The sequence below is a fragment of the Streptomyces sp. CT34 genome (assembly GCF_000805335.1).
Taxonomy (GTDB): Bacteria; Actinomycetota; Actinomycetes; order Streptomycetales; family Streptomycetaceae; genus Streptomyces.
Genome location: NZ_KN708638.1, coordinates 4258739 through 4275749, shown reverse-complemented (window position 1 = coordinate 4275749; position 17011 = coordinate 4258739). Strand labels below are relative to the sequence as shown.

Here is a 17011-nt window from a genome sequence, read left to right as displayed (position 1 = left end):
GCCTCCTAGTACAGGGCTCCAGCCACCCCCTCCCCCGGCGCTTGAGCATCGCGCAGAAGACCGTTCAACCGGCGAGCCCGAGGTCCGTCGGCAGCCTTCAGCCGGTGAGTTCGGTCAGCACCCCCTGAAGCGGGTCCGGATCCCCCGTGTCCAGCTCGCGCTCGACGTCCCCGGCCTCGATGCCTCGGCGGAGTTCTACTCCACGATGTTCGGCGTCGAGCCGGCCAAGCACCGCCCCGGATACGCCAACTTCGCCCTCGCGAACCGCCGCTCGTCAGGCTCGTCCTGATCGAGGGGGCGGCCGGCCAGGAGACCCGTCTGGACCGCCTCGGGGTCGAGGTCACCTCCACCGAGCAGGTCACCGCCGCCACCGACCGCCTCAAGGAAGCCGGGCCGGCGCCCTTCGAGGAGAACGACGCCTCCTGCTGCTACGCCCTCCAGGACAAGGTCTGGGTCCACGGCCCCGACAGGGAGCCCTGGGAGGTCTACATCGTCAAGGCCGACGCCGATCAGATGGGCACGTCGCCCGCCCTGGAGAAGGACGCTCGCTGCCCCGACGGCCGGCCCGCGGAATGAGCCCGGCCCGGTGGATGCCGCCGGCGGCGCGCACGGATGCGCCCCGGCCTTGCGGGGAGGGTCGGGGGCATGCGTGCGACAGGCCCGGGTGAGGCGGCAGCAGGAGCCGCAGCTTCACCCGTGCGTGCAACTGTGACGCCGGGCCTCGACAACGGGGCACGGCGTGCGGTCAGTTGTGTGCTGCGGTGCGTGTGGTGGACGCCCCCCACGAGCCGCCACCACACACGCCGTCAGTCGACCGGTCAGTCCGCCAGCGGCAGATAGACGCGGTTGCCGGCCGCCGCGAACTCCTTGGACTTCTCCAGCATCCCCGCCTCGATCTCCTCGGGGGACGAGCCCTCGTCACCGCCGAACTGCTCGGTGATGCTTCGGCTGATCTTCATCGAGCAGAACTTCGGCCCGCACATCGAGCAGAAGTGGGCCGTCTTCGCCGGCTCCGCGGGCAGCGTCTCGTCGTGGAAGGCGCGCGCCGTGTCGGGGTCGAGGGCCAGGTTGAACTGGTCCTCCCAGCGGAACTCGAAGCGGGCGTCGGAGAGGGCGTCGTCCCATTCCTGCGCGCCCGGGTGCCCCTTGGCGAGGTCCGCCGCATGGGCGGCGATCTTGTACGTGATGACGCCGGTCTTGACGTCGTCGCGGTCCGGGAGCCCCAGGTGCTCCTTGGGCGTCACGTAGCAGAGCATCGCGGTGCCCCACCAGGCGATCATCGCGGCGCCGATACCGGAGGTGATGTGGTCGTAGGCGGGTGCGATGTCGGTGGTGAGCGGGCCGAGCGTGTAGAACGGCGCCTCCTCGCAAATCTCCTGCTGGAGGTCGATGTTCTCCTTGATCTTGTGCATCGGGACATGTCCCGGGCCCTCGATCATCGTCTGGACGCCGTGCCGCTTGGCGATGGTGTTCAGCTCGCCGAGGGTCCGCAGCTCCGCGAACTGCGCCTCGTCGTTGGCGTCCGCGATGGAGCCGGGGCGCAGACCGTCACCGAGGGAGTAGGTGACGTCGTAGGCGGCGAGGATCTCGCAGAGCTCCTCGAAGTGCGTGTAGAGGAACGACTCCTGGTGGTGCGCCAGGCACCAGGCGGCCATGATCGAGCCACCGCGGGAGACGATGCCGGTCTTGCGGCGGGCCGTGAGCGGGACATACCGGAGCAGCACACCGGCGTGCACCGTCATGTAGTCGACCCCCTGCTCGGCCTGCTCGATGACGGTGTCCTTGTAGATCTCCCAGGTCAGTTCCTCGGCCTTGCCGTCGACCTTCTCCAGCGCCTGGTAAAGGGGCACGGTGCCGATGGGGACGGGGGAGTTGCGCAGCACCCACTCGCGGGTGGTGTGGATGTTGCGGCCGGTGGAGAGGTCCATGACCGTGTCGGCGCCCCAGCGGGTCGCCCAGGTCATCTTCTCCACCTCCTCCTCGATGGAGGAAGTGACCGCGGAATTGCCGATGTTGGCGTTCACCTTCACCAGGAAGTTCTTGCCGATGATCATCGGCTCGATCTCCGGGTGGTTGATGTTGGCCGGCAGCACCGCGCGGCCGGCCGCGATCTCGTCCCGTACGAACTCGGGCGTGACGTTCTCGCGGAGGGCGACGTACTCCATCTCCGCGGTGATCTCGCCGCGCCGGGCGTAGGCGAGCTGGGTCACCGCGGCGCCGTCCCGGCCGCGGCGCGGCTGGCGCGGCCGGCCCGGGAAGACCGCGTCGAGGTTCTTGAGGCCACCGCGCGGCGAGGTGTGCTTGATGCCGTCGTCCTCGGGACGCAGCGGGCGGCCCGCGTACTCCTCGGTGTCGCCGCGGCCGATGATCCAGTTCTCCCGCAGCGGCGCCAGACCGCGGCGGACGTCGGTATCGATATTGGGGTCGGTGTACGGCCCTGACGTGTCGTAGAGCGTCACGTCCTTGCCGTTGGTGAGGTGCACCCTGCGAACCGGGACCCGGAGGTCCGGGCGCGATCCGGAGACATAGCCCTTGTGCCAGCCGATCTGCGGCTTTTCGCCGTTGTCGGAGACGCTTTCGGGCGTGCGTGCATCCTGCAGAGTCATATAGACCCAACTCCCTACGCCGGCATTACCCGGTAACAGGTTCGGCGGTCGACGCAGCGGCTTCCGTCCGCCGGCGTTTCACGTGAAACGCCGCTGGGACGGAGGTCAGCGCCCTCTCAGCCCGGTGCTCCGAGCTCCCGCGATTGCAAAGGTGGCACCACGGTAGCGGCCGATGCGGCAGTGTGAACAGGGGGCCCCATCGCTTCTTGCGATGATCTGGCGGTGAGCCCTCCCGAGCACCGGCACCACACCGACGCCCACTCGCATTCCCACAGCCATGGGCCTGCGGCACCCGTCTCCCGGCATCTGCGCAAGGTCATCGCGGCGGTACTGATCCCGTTCGCCGCCGCGGTGGCGGTCGGCCTGATCGTGCTGTGGCCGGGCGGCGCGCCGCCGCACAAGCCGTCCGGTGTGGGCTTCGACCAGCCCACCGAACAGGCCGGTGTGATCAAGGTCGAGGAGGTGGACTGTGCGAAGGTGCACGCCGAGCAGCAGCCGCAGCCCACCTCTCCCACAGGGCAGCCGGCGCCCGGGGGAGCGGCGAAGGGCAAGCCCTGCGAACAGGACACGATCAAGGTCACCACGGGGCCGAACGCCGGCCGGACCTTCCGGACGGTGGTGACACCGGACGCCCTGCGGCACTACACCACCGGCCAGACCGTGGTCGTCTCCTACTCCCCCAAGGCGCCGAAGGAATTGCAGTACTCGGTGACCGATGTCGACCGGACCGTCCCGATGTGGGTGCTGGCCGCGATCTTCGCCGCCGCGGTGGTCATCGTCGGACGGCTGCGCGGGGTGCTCGCACTGGTGGCGCTGGCGGCCAGCTTCGGGGTGCTCACACTCTTCATCCTCCCGGCGGTCCTCCAGGGCTCCGATCCGCTGCTGGTGGCGGTGATCGGCGGCAGCGCGATCATGCTGATCGCGCTCTACATGTGCCATGGGCTGACCGCCCGTACCTCCGTGGCGGTGCTCGGCACCCTCGCCTCGCTGCTGCTGATCGGGCTGCTCGGCTCGGTGTTCATCAACTGGGCGCTGCTCACCGGCAATACGGACGACACGACCGGGCTGGTGCACGGCCTCTACCCGAACATCGAGATCCGCGGGCTGCTGCTGGCGGGGATCATCATCGGGTCGCTCGGGGTGCTCGACGATGTGACGGTGACGCAGACGGCGGCGGTCTGGGAGCTCAAGGACGCGGATCCGTCGGCGGGTTGGCGCAAGCTGTACGGCGCCGCGATGCGGATCGGCCGGGATCACATCGCGTCCGTCGTCAACACCCTCGTCATGGCGTACGCGGGCGCCGCACTGCCGTTGCTTTTGCTGTTCTCGATCGCACAGAGCAGTGTCGGTACGGTCGCCACGAGCGAGGTGGTCGCGGAGGAGATCATCCGGACGCTGGTGGGCAGCATCGGGCTGGTCGCGTCGGTACCGGTGACCACGCTGCTCGCGGCGCTGGTGGTCTCGGCGGACCGTCCGGGACCGGACGGCGGCACGCCTGCGCCGCCCACCGGAGCGCGGGGCGGGCGGCGCGCGGCGCACGGGCGGCGCCGCAAGCGGTGACGTGGGCGGGCCGGCGGGTTCGGGTGAAGTGGCGGTCGACTGCGGGCAGTTCGGTGGCGGGCGGAGAGCGGCCGGGGTGCCGGTCCGGCCGTCGGCGATGGACGGTGGACGGTGGACCGGGCGGTCAGCCGGCCGGCGCCTCCGCGAGGATCCGGTCCAGTGCGGCCTCCAGGGTGTCGCAGACCTCTTCCTTGCCGAGCGGCACGAGCCGGTCCGTGCGGTCCAGGAAGGCGATCAGCGGCGGCGCGCTGGCCCTGAACAGGGCCCGCTCGGGGCCGACTTGCAGGCTGATGTAGACATCGCTGAGGTGCTCGGGGGAGGACGGTTCGATCCGTACGTCGCCCTCGCCGGACGGCCGGCCCAGCCCGTCCAGCAGCAGCTCACGCCCGAACGCCCAGGTCACCGGCGCATCACCGGGAAGGTCGAAGGTGAACCGGACCGCGTACGGATCGGCGCTGTCGAAGTCCAGCTCCACCGGGATCCGAAAGGCGAGCTCCTCCGAGACGAGAAAGCTCATGATCACTTCTGCCTGAACCGTGTCGCTCATCAACCACTGCCCCGCACTTGATCGGAGATGGCCGGGAATCATCCCCGGAAGCCGTATGGACGCCATCGTCGGCCACACACAGGCAGATCACAAGGAGTGAGTTTTCAGATACTGATAGAGAAGGCGAGTGTCGTTAGTACCTCCTCCGCCATTTTCCGTAGTCGATCCGTAACCGACCGCAATCGGTGCAGTTCCGTCACGGGGAGAGAGACCGCCAGCGTCGCCGCGGCCGAGCCGACCCGGATCGGAATCGCCGAGCACACCGTGCCCAGGGCATATTCCTGACGCTCGTACGCGACCTGACCGCGACGCACCGTAGCCAACCGTTGCAGCAGCTCGCCCTCGGATCGCACGGAGAAGGGCGTTATCGACCGCACCGGATAGCGCGCCAGATGCTCCCTCCTGGACGCCTCGTCGAGCTGCGCCAGCAGGCACTGCCCGATCGCATGGGCATGGGCGGTGGTGCGGAAGTCGGCCCACTCCTCGACCGGTGGCCGCCGCGGATCGTCGGTTATCGCCACCACCTCCACCTCGCCCTCGCGGTAGACGGCGAAGTAGACGGCGGCGCCCAGTTCGCGGCCCGCCATGGCCAGCACCTCGGAGAGCTGGCGGCGCTGCCGGCGCCTGGCCCCGGCCCGGCCGATGCACTCGGCGCCCTCGCCGACGACGAAGACGCCGTTCTCCCGGAGCAGGTAGCCCTCGTGGGTCAGGGTCCGCAGCAGGTGGTAGGTCGTCGGCAGCGGGAGTCCGGCCTCTCGGGCGAGCTGCTTGGCGGGGGCTCCGTCGGCATGCGCGGCAACCGCCTCCAGCAGCCGGAGCGCCCGCTGCACCGATCCGATCAGGGTGGGGTGAGAGCCGGATTCGCCGTTCACGATCGCCAATGCCGTCCCCCAGGTACGAGCGCCATGGGCCCGTGGCCCAAGTCCCGGGACCCGCTCCCGGGACCGCGCGCGTCTTCGGAGGCATCATCGGCGACGCCCGGTCCGTCCTCGCCCACTCGGTACTTTCCGGAACGTCAGCCTCCGGAAGGCGCCCGCGCACGCACTCTAGCCGCGCGGATCGGGGCCGCGAGCGGAAAGCCGGGGGAGTTGACCCGGCCGGGACCTCCGGCACCCGCCGACGACGCGAGGAGGCCGAGCGCGCGCACCGGGCGAACAGCCGGAATGCCCTCAACACCCTTACTGCGAAGGGTGATCAACTGGCAGGTATCCGAACCCCGTTCGACAGCAGCGGTGGGAGTGTCGGACCGGAGCCGGACCCTCCGGCAGGCGCCCTCCGGAACGCCGGACGCCCTGCCCCCGAGGCGGGGCAGGGCGTCATCGGACGGTGCGGGCCGGACAGTGTCGGTCAGTAGGCCCCGGCCTTACCAGTCGCTCTTCGAAGAGGACGACGAGGATCCGGTGAACCTCCGCACGAGGTAGATGACGCCGGCGATCAGGGCCGCCGCGATCAGGACCTTGAACAGCACGCCGATCAAGAAGCCGAGTGCCGTGGCGAGCAGCCCGCCGAAGACCACGATCAGGATGACGGGCACCACGACCCAGGTGACCCACCACGGAAGCCCTGCGAATATCCCCTTACCAGCCACTGCTCTGCCCTGCTTTCTGTCTCTCTCGCCGATGTCGGTCACTGCCTGCCGCGCCGATGGCACCGTCCGCCTCCGCGCGTCTGCCGGTCTTCCGGCCTTACACCATCGATGCTAGGGCGCCGGGGGCCGCCGCGGGGGCCTGACAGCCCCGGCTCATCCCTGACCTGACCCCTACGGGTTCCGGGGTCCGGCCCTCAGCTCTCGGGCGGAGAGAAGACCACCATGACCCGGAGGTCCTCGCTGATGTGATGGAACTTGTGCGGCACCCCGGCCGGCACATAGACCACACTGCCGCGCGCCACCGACTCCGTCTCCGTGCCCACGGTGATCGCCCCACGGCCGCTGACCACGAGATACACCTCGTCCTGCGCGTGCGGCTGCTGCGGATCGGTGCTGCCGGCATCCAGCGCGTACAGGCCGACCGACATGTTGCGTTCCCGGAGGAACTGCAGATATGCGCCGTCGTTCGCGACCCGCTCTGCTTCGAGTTCATCCAGTCGGAAAGCCTTCATGCCGTTCGCACCCCTCGCTGATTCAGAGTCGTCTGCGACGATCTCACCATGAAGCATTTTCTGGTCAAGACGATCGCCAACGCCGCGGCACTGGCCGTGGCCATCTGGCTGCTCAAGGGCATCACGCTCACCGGTGAGAACACCGGCCGCAAGGTACTGACACTCGTCCTCGTCGCGCTGATCTTCGGGCTGGTCAACTTCATCGTCAAGCCCGTGGTGAAGCTGCTGTCCTTCCCCCTGTTCATCCTCACCCTCGGCCTGATCACGCTCGTCGTGAACGCGCTGATGCTGCTGCTGACCTCCTGGCTCGCCGGCAAGGCCCACCTGGCCTTCCATGTGGACGGCTTCTGGACGGCCCTGGTCGGCGGCGTGATCGTCTCCATCGTCGCCTGGGCGATGCACGTGATCCTCCCCGACGAGGACTGACACTTGTCCACCCCCTATCGCGTCTGCTTCGTCTGCACCGGCAACATCTGCCGCTCGCCGATGGCCGCGTCGGTCTTCCGCACCCGCATCGGGGAGGACGGGCTCGACGCCCTGGTAGAGATCGACAGCGCCGGTACCGGCGGCTGGCACGAAGGCCACGGAGCCGACCCGCGCACGGTCGCCGTACTGCGCGCGGGCGGCTATCCGTGTGCCCACACCGCCCGGCAGTTCCACGCCTCCTGGTTCGCCCGCCTCGACCTGGTGCTCGCGCTCGACTCGGGCCATCTGCGCGAGCTGCGCCGGCTGGCCCCCACCGCCAGGGACGCCGCGAAAATCCGCCTGCTGCGCTCGTACGGCACCGTCCCGGGATCCGGCGCGGACCTCGACGTACCCGACCCGTACTACGGCGGCCCCGAGGATTTCGAGGAGTGCCTGGGCATGATCGAAACGGCCTGCGACGGGCTTCTGGAGGCGGTCCGCGCCGAGGTCACCTCCGGCGCGCCCGACCCCGCCGAGCCCCGGCCGCACCCGCCCCACCACCATAAGGAGAGCGCATGACGGGCGACGGCACCCGCGCCGTACGGGCCGGGCTCCCCGAGTCGGCAGCCTACGAACCGACCCTCCCCGGGCCGGTCTTCGCGGCCCACTACCACCTCCCCGGCGACGCCGCCGGCCCGTACACCTACGGCCGCGACGCCAACCCGACCTGGACCCGGCTGGAAGCCGCCATCGGCGAACTGGAATCGCCGGACCGGCCCGCGCACACCGTCGCCTTCGCCTCCGGCATGGCCGCGATCACCGCCGTCCTCTTCTCCCAACTGCGTTCCGGCGACGCGGTGGTGCTGCCCAGCGACGGCTACCAACTGCTGCCGGCCGTCCGCGCCCGTCTGGAGAGCTACGGCATCGAGGTCCGCACGGCGCCCACCGCGGACGACGCCCAGCTCGGCGTCCTCGACGGCGCCCGCCTGCTGTGGATCGAATCTCCCTCCAACCCCGGTCTCGACGTCTGCGACATCCGGCGGCTGGCCGACGCGGCGCACGCCCGCGGCGCCCTGGTCGCCGTCGACAACACCCTCGCCACCCCGCTCGGCCAGCGCCCGCTGGACCTCGGTGCCGACTTCTCGGTCGCCAGCGGCACCAAGGCACTGACCGGACACGGCGATGTCCTGCTGGGGTACGCCAGCACCCACGACGCCGCGCTCGCCGACGGCGTACGGCTGTGGCGCAAGACCGTCGGCGCGATCCCCGGCCCCATGGAGAGCTGGCTCGCACACCGCTCGCTGGCCACCCTGGCGCTGCGCGTCCGCCAGCAGGCGACCGGCGCCCTGGCGCTCGCCATGGCGCTGGCCGAGCGCCCCGAGGTCACCGGCCTGCGGCACCCCGGACTGCCGTCCGACCCGTCCCATCCGCTCGCCGTCCGGCAGATGCGCTCCGGCCGCTTCGGCTGCGTGGTCTCCTTCACGCTCCCCGACCAGGCGTATGCAGAGCGGTTCCTGGCCGCGCTGACGCTGGTGGACGACGCGACGAGCTTCGGCGGCGTACGGTCCACCGCCGAGCGACGCGGGCGCTGGGGCGGCGACGACGTCCCGGAGGGCTTCATCCGCTTCTCGGTCGGCGTCGAGGAGCCGGAGGATCTGGTCGCGGATGTCCTCCGCGCGCTGGACGCGGCCAATCCGGATCACCATGTCCGGCCGGTCGCCTGAGATCACGACCGGCGACGCCTCGCAGGAAGGTGGCGGCGCACAAAGGGCCGGCAGGGTATCCCCCCTCGTCACCCTGCCGGCCGGCGGTCCGCCTGCACCGGCCCGGATGTTGCACGGACCCGTTGTTTCACGTGAAACGAACCGCTTCAACAAGGCTAGTTGACTGAGCGTCAGTGTCCAATCACGCTAGCGACACAGCCCTATCGACAAATTTATAGTTGGCTCGCGACCAGGCTTCCTAGGGGCGCAGGAGGTACGCGATGGATCTGGCGCTGCTGCGTACCTTCGTCACCGTGCACCGGGCCGGCTCGTTCACCCGTGCCGCGGCGCTGCTCGGCCTGTCCCAGCCCGCCGTGACCAGCCAAATACGGGCCCTGGAACGCCAGTTGGGCCGCCCGCTCTTCCTCCGCTACGCCCGTGGGGTCACCCCCACCACCGTAGGCGACGAACTCGCCCACAAGGTCGCGCCCCACCTCGACGCCCTGACCGAGATCACCGAAGCCGGACTGGACCAGGACTCCGCCACCCGTACCCTGCACCTCGGCGGCCCCCCGGAGTTCACCGCCGAGCGCGCGCTGCCCGCACTCACCCCGCTCATCGCCCAGGGCCTGTCCATACGCACCGCCTTCGGGGCCGCCGACGAGCTGCTCAACGGCCTGGCGGCCGGCCACCACGACCTGACCGTCACCACCGCCCGGCCGCGCGGCGGACTGCTCACCGCCACCCCGCTGTGCGACGAGGAACATGTGCTGATCGCCGCGCCACGCTGGGCGGCCCGGGTCGGCGGCCCCGGCGTCCTCCAGGACCGCGGCGTACGCGTGCTGGACCCGGTACCGCTCGTCGAGGTCCACGAGAGCCTGCCGCTGATCGCCCGCTACTGGTCCGCGGTCTTCGACGCCAAGCCCGCCGCCTCGGCGGCGGTGATCGCCGCCGATCTGCGGGCGGTTCTGGCCTGCGTCGTGGCGGGCGCGGGGCTGGCCGTACTGCCCCGCTACCTGTGCACCGAGGCGCTGGACAGCGGCGCGGTGGTCGCCCTCCTCGAACCGCCGGTGCCCCCGCTGCGCACGTACTTCCTCGCCGTACGGACGGGGACGCTGGGGCTGCCGCACATCGCGCGGGCACACGAGTGGCTGCTGCGCACGGCGGTCGACTGGTGACGTGAGTGGTGGGGCACGGGTTTCACCAGGCGGCGACTGCGGCATCTGTCCCCTATGACCGTACGGCCAGTCGTCAAACGCACCGCCCGCGCGATTCTGCTCGACGGAGCGGATCTCGTACTGATCAAACGCACCAAGCCGGGGCGGGCACCGTACTGGATCACTCCCGGCGGCGGTGTGGAACCCGAGGACGCCACCGTCATCGACGCCCTCCACCGCGAACTGGACGAGGAGCTGGGCGCCAAGATCACGGACGTGGTGCCGGTCTTCGTCGACACCGTCGAGCACTTCAGCGACGGCGGTGTCGACGGCGTCAAGGTGCAGCACTTCTTCGTCTGCCGGCTCGACTCGATGGACCTCTCGCGCCGGCACGGCCCCGAGGTCGATGAGCCGTGCGGGGAGTACGAGGTCGTGCGGGTGCCCTTCACCCGCGTCGGGATCGCCTCCGTCGAGGTCGTACCGCTCTCGCTGCGGCACTACCTCGACGGCAATATCGAAGGCGTGCGCGCGATGCACGCTCCCGATCTGGGCTGAGCGGCCACCGGGCGCGGCCCCTCGCGCCCCGTCTCAGACGTCACGCCGGTCGAACCAGCCGCGGAACTCCGGGGCTTCCTCGGCGGGACCGCGCGGCTGGGCACGTGCCAGCACCCGCTCGACCCGGTCGCGGAACTCCCCGTTCAGCGCCGCCGCCACGTCGTCCCGGGCGAGCGGGGGAGCGGCGCGGGGCGCGCTGCCCGGCGGACGGTACGCCGGGGCATCCCCGGGGACCGGCTCCGCCAGGTCCTCGTGCAGTCCGCCGCGCAGTTGCTCGTTCTTGTGCTGCGGGCGCCGGAAGGGCGGGCGTCCGGCCGCCTCGGCGGCGGCGCCGAAGAAGTCCCCACCCTTGCGCTTGACGTCGTCGGTGCCCCAGGCCCGCGCACCGCGCGCCTGCGCCGGGACCTTCTGCATATGGGGAATGTGCTTGGCGCAGTGAACGTACGCCTCCTCGACCTCGACCGCGACCCACAGCTGCGCCCGCCGGCCGGGGACCGGGTCGACCGGCAGCCCGGGGTGGGCGGCCCGCATCTCCTCGTCCAGCACCACCCGCGCCCGGCCGTTGACGTGCAGCCCAATGCGGTCGCGGGTGAAGTCGATCATCAGGATGCCCAGGCGCGGGTTCTCGGAGATGTTGCCGACGGACGCCATGACGCCGTTGCCGCGGTACTCCGGGTACGCCAGCAGCCGCTTGTCCAGCACCTGCACGAAGCCGGGCGGACCGGCCCGGAAGGTCGCGTCGCACTCGCCGTGCCGGTCGGCGGTGGCCAGGAAGAACATCTCCTGTCTCGCGACGAACTCCCGCATAAGGCCGTTGAGATGGTCGAGAACCTGGTCGTGGTAGAACCGGTCGGCGCGCTCGGTCGTGCCGAGTCTCTGCTGCACCAGGTGCTCACCATCGCTTCCGGGGCGCTCCTCCTGCCCGAGAACGTCCCGTACCTCCCCTGCCCGGCCGTATTCACCGTCAACTGCCAAGTCTTCAGTCTCCTGTCGATACCAGCTCTTCGATGGAGTCGTGCCGTATGCGATCGGACGGAACACCGACCCCCACCAGAGCGTCCACCCCACTGCGTATCAGCCCCGGTGGACCGGACAGATACGCGTCATATTCCCGGTACGGCCCGTATTGCCGTACGGCATCGGGGAGTTGGCCTGTGATGGTGCCGGGCCCGCCCCGTGTCCCGGGCCCGATGGCGACGACCGGGCGGACCGACAGCCACGGGTGGGTCTGGTCCAGCCGCAGCATGGTGTCGATGTCGTAGAGATCGTGCTCGCTGCGGGCGCCGTAGAAGACGTCCACGGGGCGCCGGGCGCCGTGTTGCGCGACGTCCTCGATCAGTGCCTTGATGGGCGCGATGCCGGTACCGCCGCCGACGCACAGCAGGCCGGTGCGGCTGGTGTGGTCGACCGTCATCGAACCGGCCGGGGCGCCGAGCCGGAGCACGTCGCCCGGCCGGGCGCGGTGCACCATCGCGTTGGAGACCCAGCCGGCCGGCACCGCCTTCACGTGGAACGACAGCAGCCCGTCCGAACGCGGCGCGGAGGCGAAGGAGTAGTGCCGCCAGACCCGCGGCCACCACGGCGTCTCCAGGCTGGTGTACTGACCGGCCCGGAAGGGATACGGCTGGTCCGGGCGGACCGTGACCACCGCGGTGTCGGGCGTGCGCAGCTCATGTGAGACGACCTCGGCCTGCCACCAGGCGGGCGCGACGGTCTCGTTCTCGGCCGCCGCGTCGATCATGATCTGCGAGATCGCGGTGTACGCGCGCACCCACGCGGCCTCGGCCTCCGGACTCCAACTGGACGTCGCGTAACGGGAGAGCGCGGCCAGCAGGCATTCACCGACCGCGGGATAGTGGTCGGGCTGGGTCCCGTATTTGCGGTGCCCGCGGCCCAGGTGGGAGAGGTACTCGGTGAGCACCGCGGCGTCGTCGACGTGCTGGGCCGCGGTGAGCAGCGCCTTGAAGAGCCGGTCGCGCTGGGTGTCCATCGAGGCGGGAAACAGCGCCCGCAGGTCGGGATGCCGGACGAACAGCAGCGCGTAGAAGTACGAGGTGACCTTGTCGGCGACCGGCTCGATCTCGGACATGGTGCGGCGGATGAGGATCGCGTCGGGCGAGGCCGGTTCCGTGGCGGAGGCGGAGGCTGCCACGGCGCTGAGGGTGGGCTCCGGAGCGGGCGGGGCCGGGGCTGCCGGCGCCGGAGAGGCCGCGGGGGGCGGCGGTGTCGGAGCGGCTTTCGGGGCCGGCGATGCCGAAGCGGCTGACGGGGGCGATGGTGCCGAAGCGGCTACCGGGGACGGCGGGGTCGAAGCGGCTACCGGGGACGGCGGGGTCGACGTCGTCTGAGTGGTGCGGACGTAGGGGGCGCCGAACGGGTCGAAGGGGTTCCGCACCGGCTCGTGCACGGGCTCCGGCTCGCGCGCTGACTCCGGTTCGTGTACGGGCTCCGGCTCGGCCTCACGGCGCGGAGGGGCGTACGCGGACGCGGGTACTGGAGCGGGGGTGGGAGCGGGGGCGGGGGCGGCCTGCTCGGCATAGGGAGCGGCGGACCGCTCGGCATACGCGGGGTCGCCGGCCTGACGGCCCGGTTCCCGTTGCGGCGCCGGTCCCTGCTGCGGCACCCGTTGCGGCTCCGGCTCGCGCACCCGCTCCGCGGCGGTGCCCACCGGGCGTATCGGATTGACCGGCCGCGTGGGCATCCGTTCCGCTTCGGCACGTTCGTCCCGCTCACCGCGGTCATTCCGGTTGTCCAGGGCCGATTGCCGCCCGTCCCGGGCGTTTTGTCGTGACTGGTTCTCTGCGGAGGATTTCTTCGACGCCGGAGTGAACCAACCCCAATCGCCACTGCTCCCGCCAGAAGAGCCGTTATCGGCCGACGTGGTGGTCGGAGCGTCCATGGTCTGCCTCGCCTCGAACGTCATTCGGTGGTCTTTGCAGTTCCGCTGATCGGAACTGCCCGGAATTCCCCCGCCCTGCCCCGGAATTCTTCATCGACTCAAGCGATTCCGGCAACACCCTTTAAAGCGGACAAATCTCACTTCCCTGCGGCAAGTAGTGCAGATTCCGTCTCGTCAGGATGCCACCCTGGCCGACCGCATCGGACAAATAGCCGGAAGTCCGGGTGACACGGACCGCTGAGCCGCTAGGCTGACGAGCTTTGCCTGCCGTTCGCGCGGCCACAAGACCCTCACCCCGCCAAGCCGGACTCGACCATACCGGCAGTAGTTGAAACCACAAGCCCTGATCTGGGAACACTCCGTGCGGCCCCGCTAATATCAGTGGTCCTCCCCACAGACAGCATTTTCCGCGCACCAAGCGGACGAATCCGCCGCGGAAAGCAGTGAATTACTCGCTGGTACGCACGAGTTCGTATGCCTCCCGCAGATCACGTCCTGTGTAGGCATACGACGCCAGGCTGCTGACATGGTGATCCGCATTCACCGCGACCGACTCCGGTACCACCGCGAAGAGTTCGACATCCGACATGGAGTCGCCGTACGCCACGCAGTCGGCCCGGCTCAGCCCGTACCGCACACACAGCTCGCCCGGGATCCGTACCTTCGCGGACGGCGAGAGGATGCCGGCCGGTTCCAGCGGCTGCCGGATCGGCACGGAGGGCCAGCGGGAACCGTGTGCGGTGTCCGCGCCCCATGCCAGCAGCCGTTCCACGAAGAATCCCGGCGAGAGGGAAATCACGGCGCACCGTTCGCCACGCGCCCGGATATCCGCCCAGACCTCCCGTATCCCGGCCAGCCACGGCGCACCCTCGAAGGCCGCCGTCACCTGAGTCTCGGTCAGCTCGGCGGCCCACAGATCGCATGCCAGCTGCGCGAAGTGCGCCGGCGTCAGCTCACCGGCGGCGAACCGGCACTCCAGCTCGGCGATCTCCCGCTCCACCCCCAGCTGGCGGGAGATCTCGACGGCCGCCGCGGACCCGTGGAGCAGGGTTCCGTCCATGTCGAACAGATGCAGCTTGCTCATGGGCCGGAGCCTAGGGGCTGCCCACCCACAGGCACGGGCGGGGTGGTGCGACGGTTCTCCGCAGGTGCACCGACGACGGCTCCGCGAGGTGCCGCGCCACACCGGGGAACACCGCCCGGAGGGGAGCACCGCCCGGAGTCGATCCGAGTCGGCCGTCGGAGCCAGCCGGACGCGCGTCGCGCGGAGGAGCGTCGCGCGCCGGTCGCGGGCTGCGGGACCGGCGCGGGGCGGGCAGCGGCGGACGGTCCGTCCCTGGTGCAGGCGCCGGGATCGGGCGGTGCCGCCGCCGTCTGCCCGTACTGTCCTCTGCCCTCTGCCCGTACTCAAGCCCGCGTACGGACGGATACTCCCGCCGTCAGATGTCCGGCCGGGCGCCGACCGCCACCGTGGGCGGTATGCAGCTCAGCCGCCCTGCCCGCCGGGCCCTCCTCGTCGTCCATGTCGCCGTGTCCGTCAGCTGGCTGGGGCTGACCGCCGGGCTCCTCACCCTCAGCCTCGCCGGCTTCACGACCGGCTCACCGGAGACGGCCGCGATCGCCTACCGCGCGATGAAGATCTTCGCGGACTGGCTCATCGTTCCCGTTGCCCTGGTGTCACTGGTCAGCGGACTGGTGCTGTCGCTGGGCACCCACTGGGGGCTGCTGCGCCACCGATGGGTCGCCGTCAAGTTCTGGCTCACCGTGCTGACCACTGTGCTGTCGGTCTTCGCGCTCCGCCCCGGTATCGACCACCTGGCGGCCGAGGCCGCGGCCGGCTACCCGGCGCCCGACGTCAATCTCCTCGTGGCGCCGGCGGTCGCCACCGCCGCATACCTCTTCATGACCGCGATCTCCGTCCTCAAGCCGTGGGGGCCGACCCAACGGGGCCGTCGGCTGCGTACGGCGCAGTCGGCCGAGGCCCGGGAGCGCCGCAGGCGCCCGGACCGGGTGAGCGCCCCGGGCGGGTGAACGGCACCCGCTGCCGGGGCGGGCCAGCGCCGTACGGTGCGGCAGCGGTCACCCCCACATCCTGGGGCCGCCGCCCTCCGGGGCAGCGGCCCCAGGAGGCTCAGCTCCGCCCCGCCGATATGGCCTCTTCGGAGACCGCGGCCGGACCGCCCGCCGCCATCACCCGGCCGCGGCCCGTCTGCCGGCGCTCCAGGACCGAGGCCAGGACCGCCACACCGAGCGCCGCGACGGTCATCAGCGCGCCGACCCAGTTGACCGAGGTGAAACCGAGCCCGGCCGAGATGACCAGCCCGCCGAGCCAAGCGGCCAGCGCGTTACCGAAGTTGAAGGCAGCGATGTTGCCGGCCGAGGCAAGCGTGGGCGCGGCAGCCGCCTGGTCCAGCACCCTCTTCTGGAGCGGCGGCACGGTCGCGAAGCCGAAGAACCCTATGAGTGCGACGGTGACGACAGCGGCGATCTTGTTGTGCGCGGTGAAGGTGAACGCGGCCAGGACCAGCGCCAGTCCGGTCAGCGACGCGTACAGCATCGGCATCATGGCGCGGTCGGTGAACCGCCCGGAGAACAGGTTTCCGCCGACCATACCGAGGCCGAAGACAGCGGTCAGCCAGACGACGGAGGAGGCCGCGAAGCCGGTGACCTCGGTCATCATCGAGGCGAGGTAGGTGATCGCCGCGAAGACCCCGCCGAAGCCCAGGATCGTCATCAGCATCGCCAGCCCGACCTGCGGATTGCGGAAGACCGCGAGCTCGCTGCCTATCCGGGCCGCCGCCTTCGCCCGCTGCGCCGGGACGAGCTTGACGATGCCGAGCAGCGCGAGCACGCCGAACCCGGCGATCGCATAGAAGGTGGTGCGCCAGCCGAACTGCTGACTGAGCAGGGTGCCTACCGGCACGCCCACGACAGTGGCGACGGTCAGACCGCTGAACATCAGCGAGATCGCGGTGGCCCGCTTCTCCGGCGCGACGAGATCGGCGGCCACGAGAGCACCGATACCGAAGAACGCGCCATGGGTGAACGCGGAGACGACCCGCCCGGCGAGCACCAACTCGAAGGTGGGCGCGAGGCCGGTGAGCGCATTGCCCAGGATGAAGAGGCCCATCAGCAGCGTCAGCATCTGCTTACGGGTGAAGCGGGTGCCGAGGGCCGTCATCAGCGGGGCTCCGGCCACCACCCCGAGGGCGTAGACCGTGGTCGCGTAACCGGCGAGCGGGATGGAGACACCGAACCCGGCCGCCATGTCGGGCAACAGGCCCATGACCGCGAACTCGGTCGTCCCGATCCCGAAGGCTCCGATGGCGAGTGCCAGGAGAGCGAGAGGCATGACGGATCCCTCCGACTGGTGCGTACGTCCGTTGATTGCGTGCATCACTTACGAGCGTCCACAATAATTGCGGACGCCGAATAATTGCAAGCGCGGGATATTTCAGAAGTGCCCTATCCTGGTGCAT

At 70.3% G+C, this 17011-nt stretch carries 16 protein-coding genes, 1 pseudogene and 1 riboswitch; of the genes and pseudogenes, 8 read left to right on the top strand and 9 right to left on the bottom strand.

The window, feature by feature from the left end:
* The first annotated feature begins 139 nt into the window (after positions 1 to 139).
* Positions 140 to 576, top strand: a pseudogene (locus RZ84_RS41380) (ArsI/CadI family heavy metal resistance metalloenzyme).
* 242 nt (positions 577 to 818) lie between these two features.
* On the opposite strand, the gene thiC reads toward RZ84_RS41380, so the two are convergent.
* Entirely contained in the window at positions 819 to 2606 is a 1788-nt protein-coding gene (gene thiC / locus RZ84_RS18690) for a phosphomethylpyrimidine synthase ThiC (protein ID WP_043265260.1), read from the bottom strand.
* Positions 2601 to 2757, bottom strand: a riboswitch (TPP riboswitch). It overlaps the preceding gene by 6 nt.
* A 71-nt stretch (positions 2758 to 2828) precedes the next feature.
* On the opposite strand from thiC, the gene RZ84_RS18685 reads away from it, so the two are divergent.
* Positions 2829 to 4166 (top strand): YibE/F family protein, encoded by a 1338-nt coding sequence (locus RZ84_RS18685; protein WP_043265259.1) that lies wholly within the window; start codon positions 2829 to 2831, stop codon positions 4164 to 4166.
* A gap of 124 nt (positions 4167 to 4290) precedes the next feature.
* Here RZ84_RS18685 and RZ84_RS18680 read toward each other — a convergent pair whose 3' ends face one another.
* From RZ84_RS18680 to RZ84_RS18665, 4 genes are all read right to left on the bottom strand, one after another.
* Positions 4291 to 4713, bottom strand: a complete 423-nt coding sequence (locus RZ84_RS18680; protein ID WP_043270241.1) for an SsgA family sporulation/cell division regulator — start codon at positions 4711 to 4713, stop codon at positions 4291 to 4293.
* A 104-nt stretch (positions 4714 to 4817) separates the two neighbouring features.
* Positions 4818 to 5588, bottom strand: coding sequence for an IclR family transcriptional regulator (locus RZ84_RS18675; protein ID WP_043270239.1), 771 nt, complete (start codon positions 5586 to 5588; stop codon positions 4818 to 4820).
* A gap of 488 nt (positions 5589 to 6076) precedes the next feature.
* Positions 6077 to 6301 carry a DUF5326 family protein gene (locus RZ84_RS18670; RefSeq protein ID WP_043265258.1) on the bottom strand — a complete coding sequence of 75 codons (225 nt, stop codon included), beginning with the start codon at positions 6299 to 6301 and terminating at the stop codon, positions 6077 to 6079.
* Between the two features lie 194 nt (positions 6302 to 6495).
* Positions 6496 to 6813 carry a cupin domain-containing protein gene (locus RZ84_RS18665; RefSeq protein ID WP_043265257.1) on the bottom strand — a complete coding sequence of 106 codons (318 nt, stop codon included), beginning with the start codon at positions 6811 to 6813 and terminating at the stop codon, positions 6496 to 6498.
* A 48-nt stretch (positions 6814 to 6861) separates the two neighbouring features.
* On the opposite strand from RZ84_RS18665, the gene RZ84_RS18660 reads away from it, so the two are divergent.
* The 5 genes from RZ84_RS18660 to RZ84_RS18640 all read left to right on the top strand — a co-directional run bounded on the left by RZ84_RS18660 (position 6862) and on the right by RZ84_RS18640 (position 10633).
* Positions 6862 to 7239 (top strand): phage holin family protein, encoded by a 378-nt coding sequence (locus RZ84_RS18660; protein WP_043265256.1) that lies wholly within the window; start codon positions 6862 to 6864, stop codon positions 7237 to 7239.
* Between the two features lie 3 nt (positions 7240 to 7242).
* Entirely contained in the window at positions 7243 to 7797 is a 555-nt protein-coding gene (locus RZ84_RS18655; protein ID WP_043265255.1) for a low molecular weight protein-tyrosine-phosphatase, read from the top strand.
* Complete coding sequence (locus tag RZ84_RS18650) at positions 7794 to 8942, top strand: cystathionine gamma-lyase (RefSeq protein ID WP_043265254.1); 1149 nt, start codon at positions 7794 to 7796, stop codon at positions 8940 to 8942. The genes RZ84_RS18655 and RZ84_RS18650 overlap by 4 nt, the downstream gene beginning before the upstream one ends.
* A 260-nt stretch (positions 8943 to 9202) precedes the next feature.
* Positions 9203 to 10099 (top strand): LysR family transcriptional regulator, encoded by an 897-nt coding sequence (locus RZ84_RS18645; RefSeq protein ID WP_043265253.1) that lies wholly within the window; start codon positions 9203 to 9205, stop codon positions 10097 to 10099.
* Between the two features lie 54 nt (positions 10100 to 10153).
* Entirely contained in the window at positions 10154 to 10633 is a 480-nt protein-coding gene (locus RZ84_RS18640; RefSeq protein WP_043265252.1) for an NUDIX domain-containing protein, read from the top strand.
* 33 nt (positions 10634 to 10666) lie between these two features.
* Here RZ84_RS18640 and RZ84_RS18635 read toward each other — a convergent pair whose 3' ends face one another.
* The 3 genes from RZ84_RS18635 to RZ84_RS18625 form a co-directional block, all read right to left on the bottom strand.
* Positions 10667 to 11518 carry a pyridoxamine 5'-phosphate oxidase family protein gene (locus tag RZ84_RS18635; RefSeq protein WP_043265251.1) on the bottom strand — a complete coding sequence of 284 codons (852 nt, stop codon included), beginning with the start codon at positions 11516 to 11518 and terminating at the stop codon, positions 10667 to 10669.
* A gap of 94 nt (positions 11519 to 11612) precedes the next feature.
* Positions 11613 to 13532, bottom strand: coding sequence for a globin domain-containing protein (locus RZ84_RS18630; protein ID WP_043270237.1), 1920 nt, complete (start codon positions 13530 to 13532; stop codon positions 11613 to 11615).
* Between the two features lie 448 nt (positions 13533 to 13980).
* Positions 13981 to 14616 (bottom strand): HAD family hydrolase, encoded by a 636-nt coding sequence (locus RZ84_RS18625; protein ID WP_043265250.1) that lies wholly within the window; start codon positions 14614 to 14616, stop codon positions 13981 to 13983.
* Positions 14617 to 15011: 395 nt separating this feature from the next.
* Between RZ84_RS18625 and RZ84_RS18620 the strand changes: the two genes are divergently transcribed.
* Complete coding sequence (locus RZ84_RS18620; RefSeq protein WP_043270235.1) at positions 15012 to 15563, top strand: hypothetical protein; 552 nt, start codon at positions 15012 to 15014, stop codon at positions 15561 to 15563.
* Positions 15564 to 15663: 100 nt separating this feature from the next.
* On the opposite strand, the gene RZ84_RS18615 is transcribed toward RZ84_RS18620, so the two are convergent.
* The gene (locus RZ84_RS18615; RefSeq protein WP_043265249.1) at positions 15664 to 16884 is read right to left on the bottom strand and encodes an MFS transporter; all 1221 of its coding nucleotides are present in this window, start codon (positions 16882 to 16884) and stop codon (positions 15664 to 15666) included.
* Between the last annotated feature and the right edge of the window lie 127 nt (positions 16885 to 17011).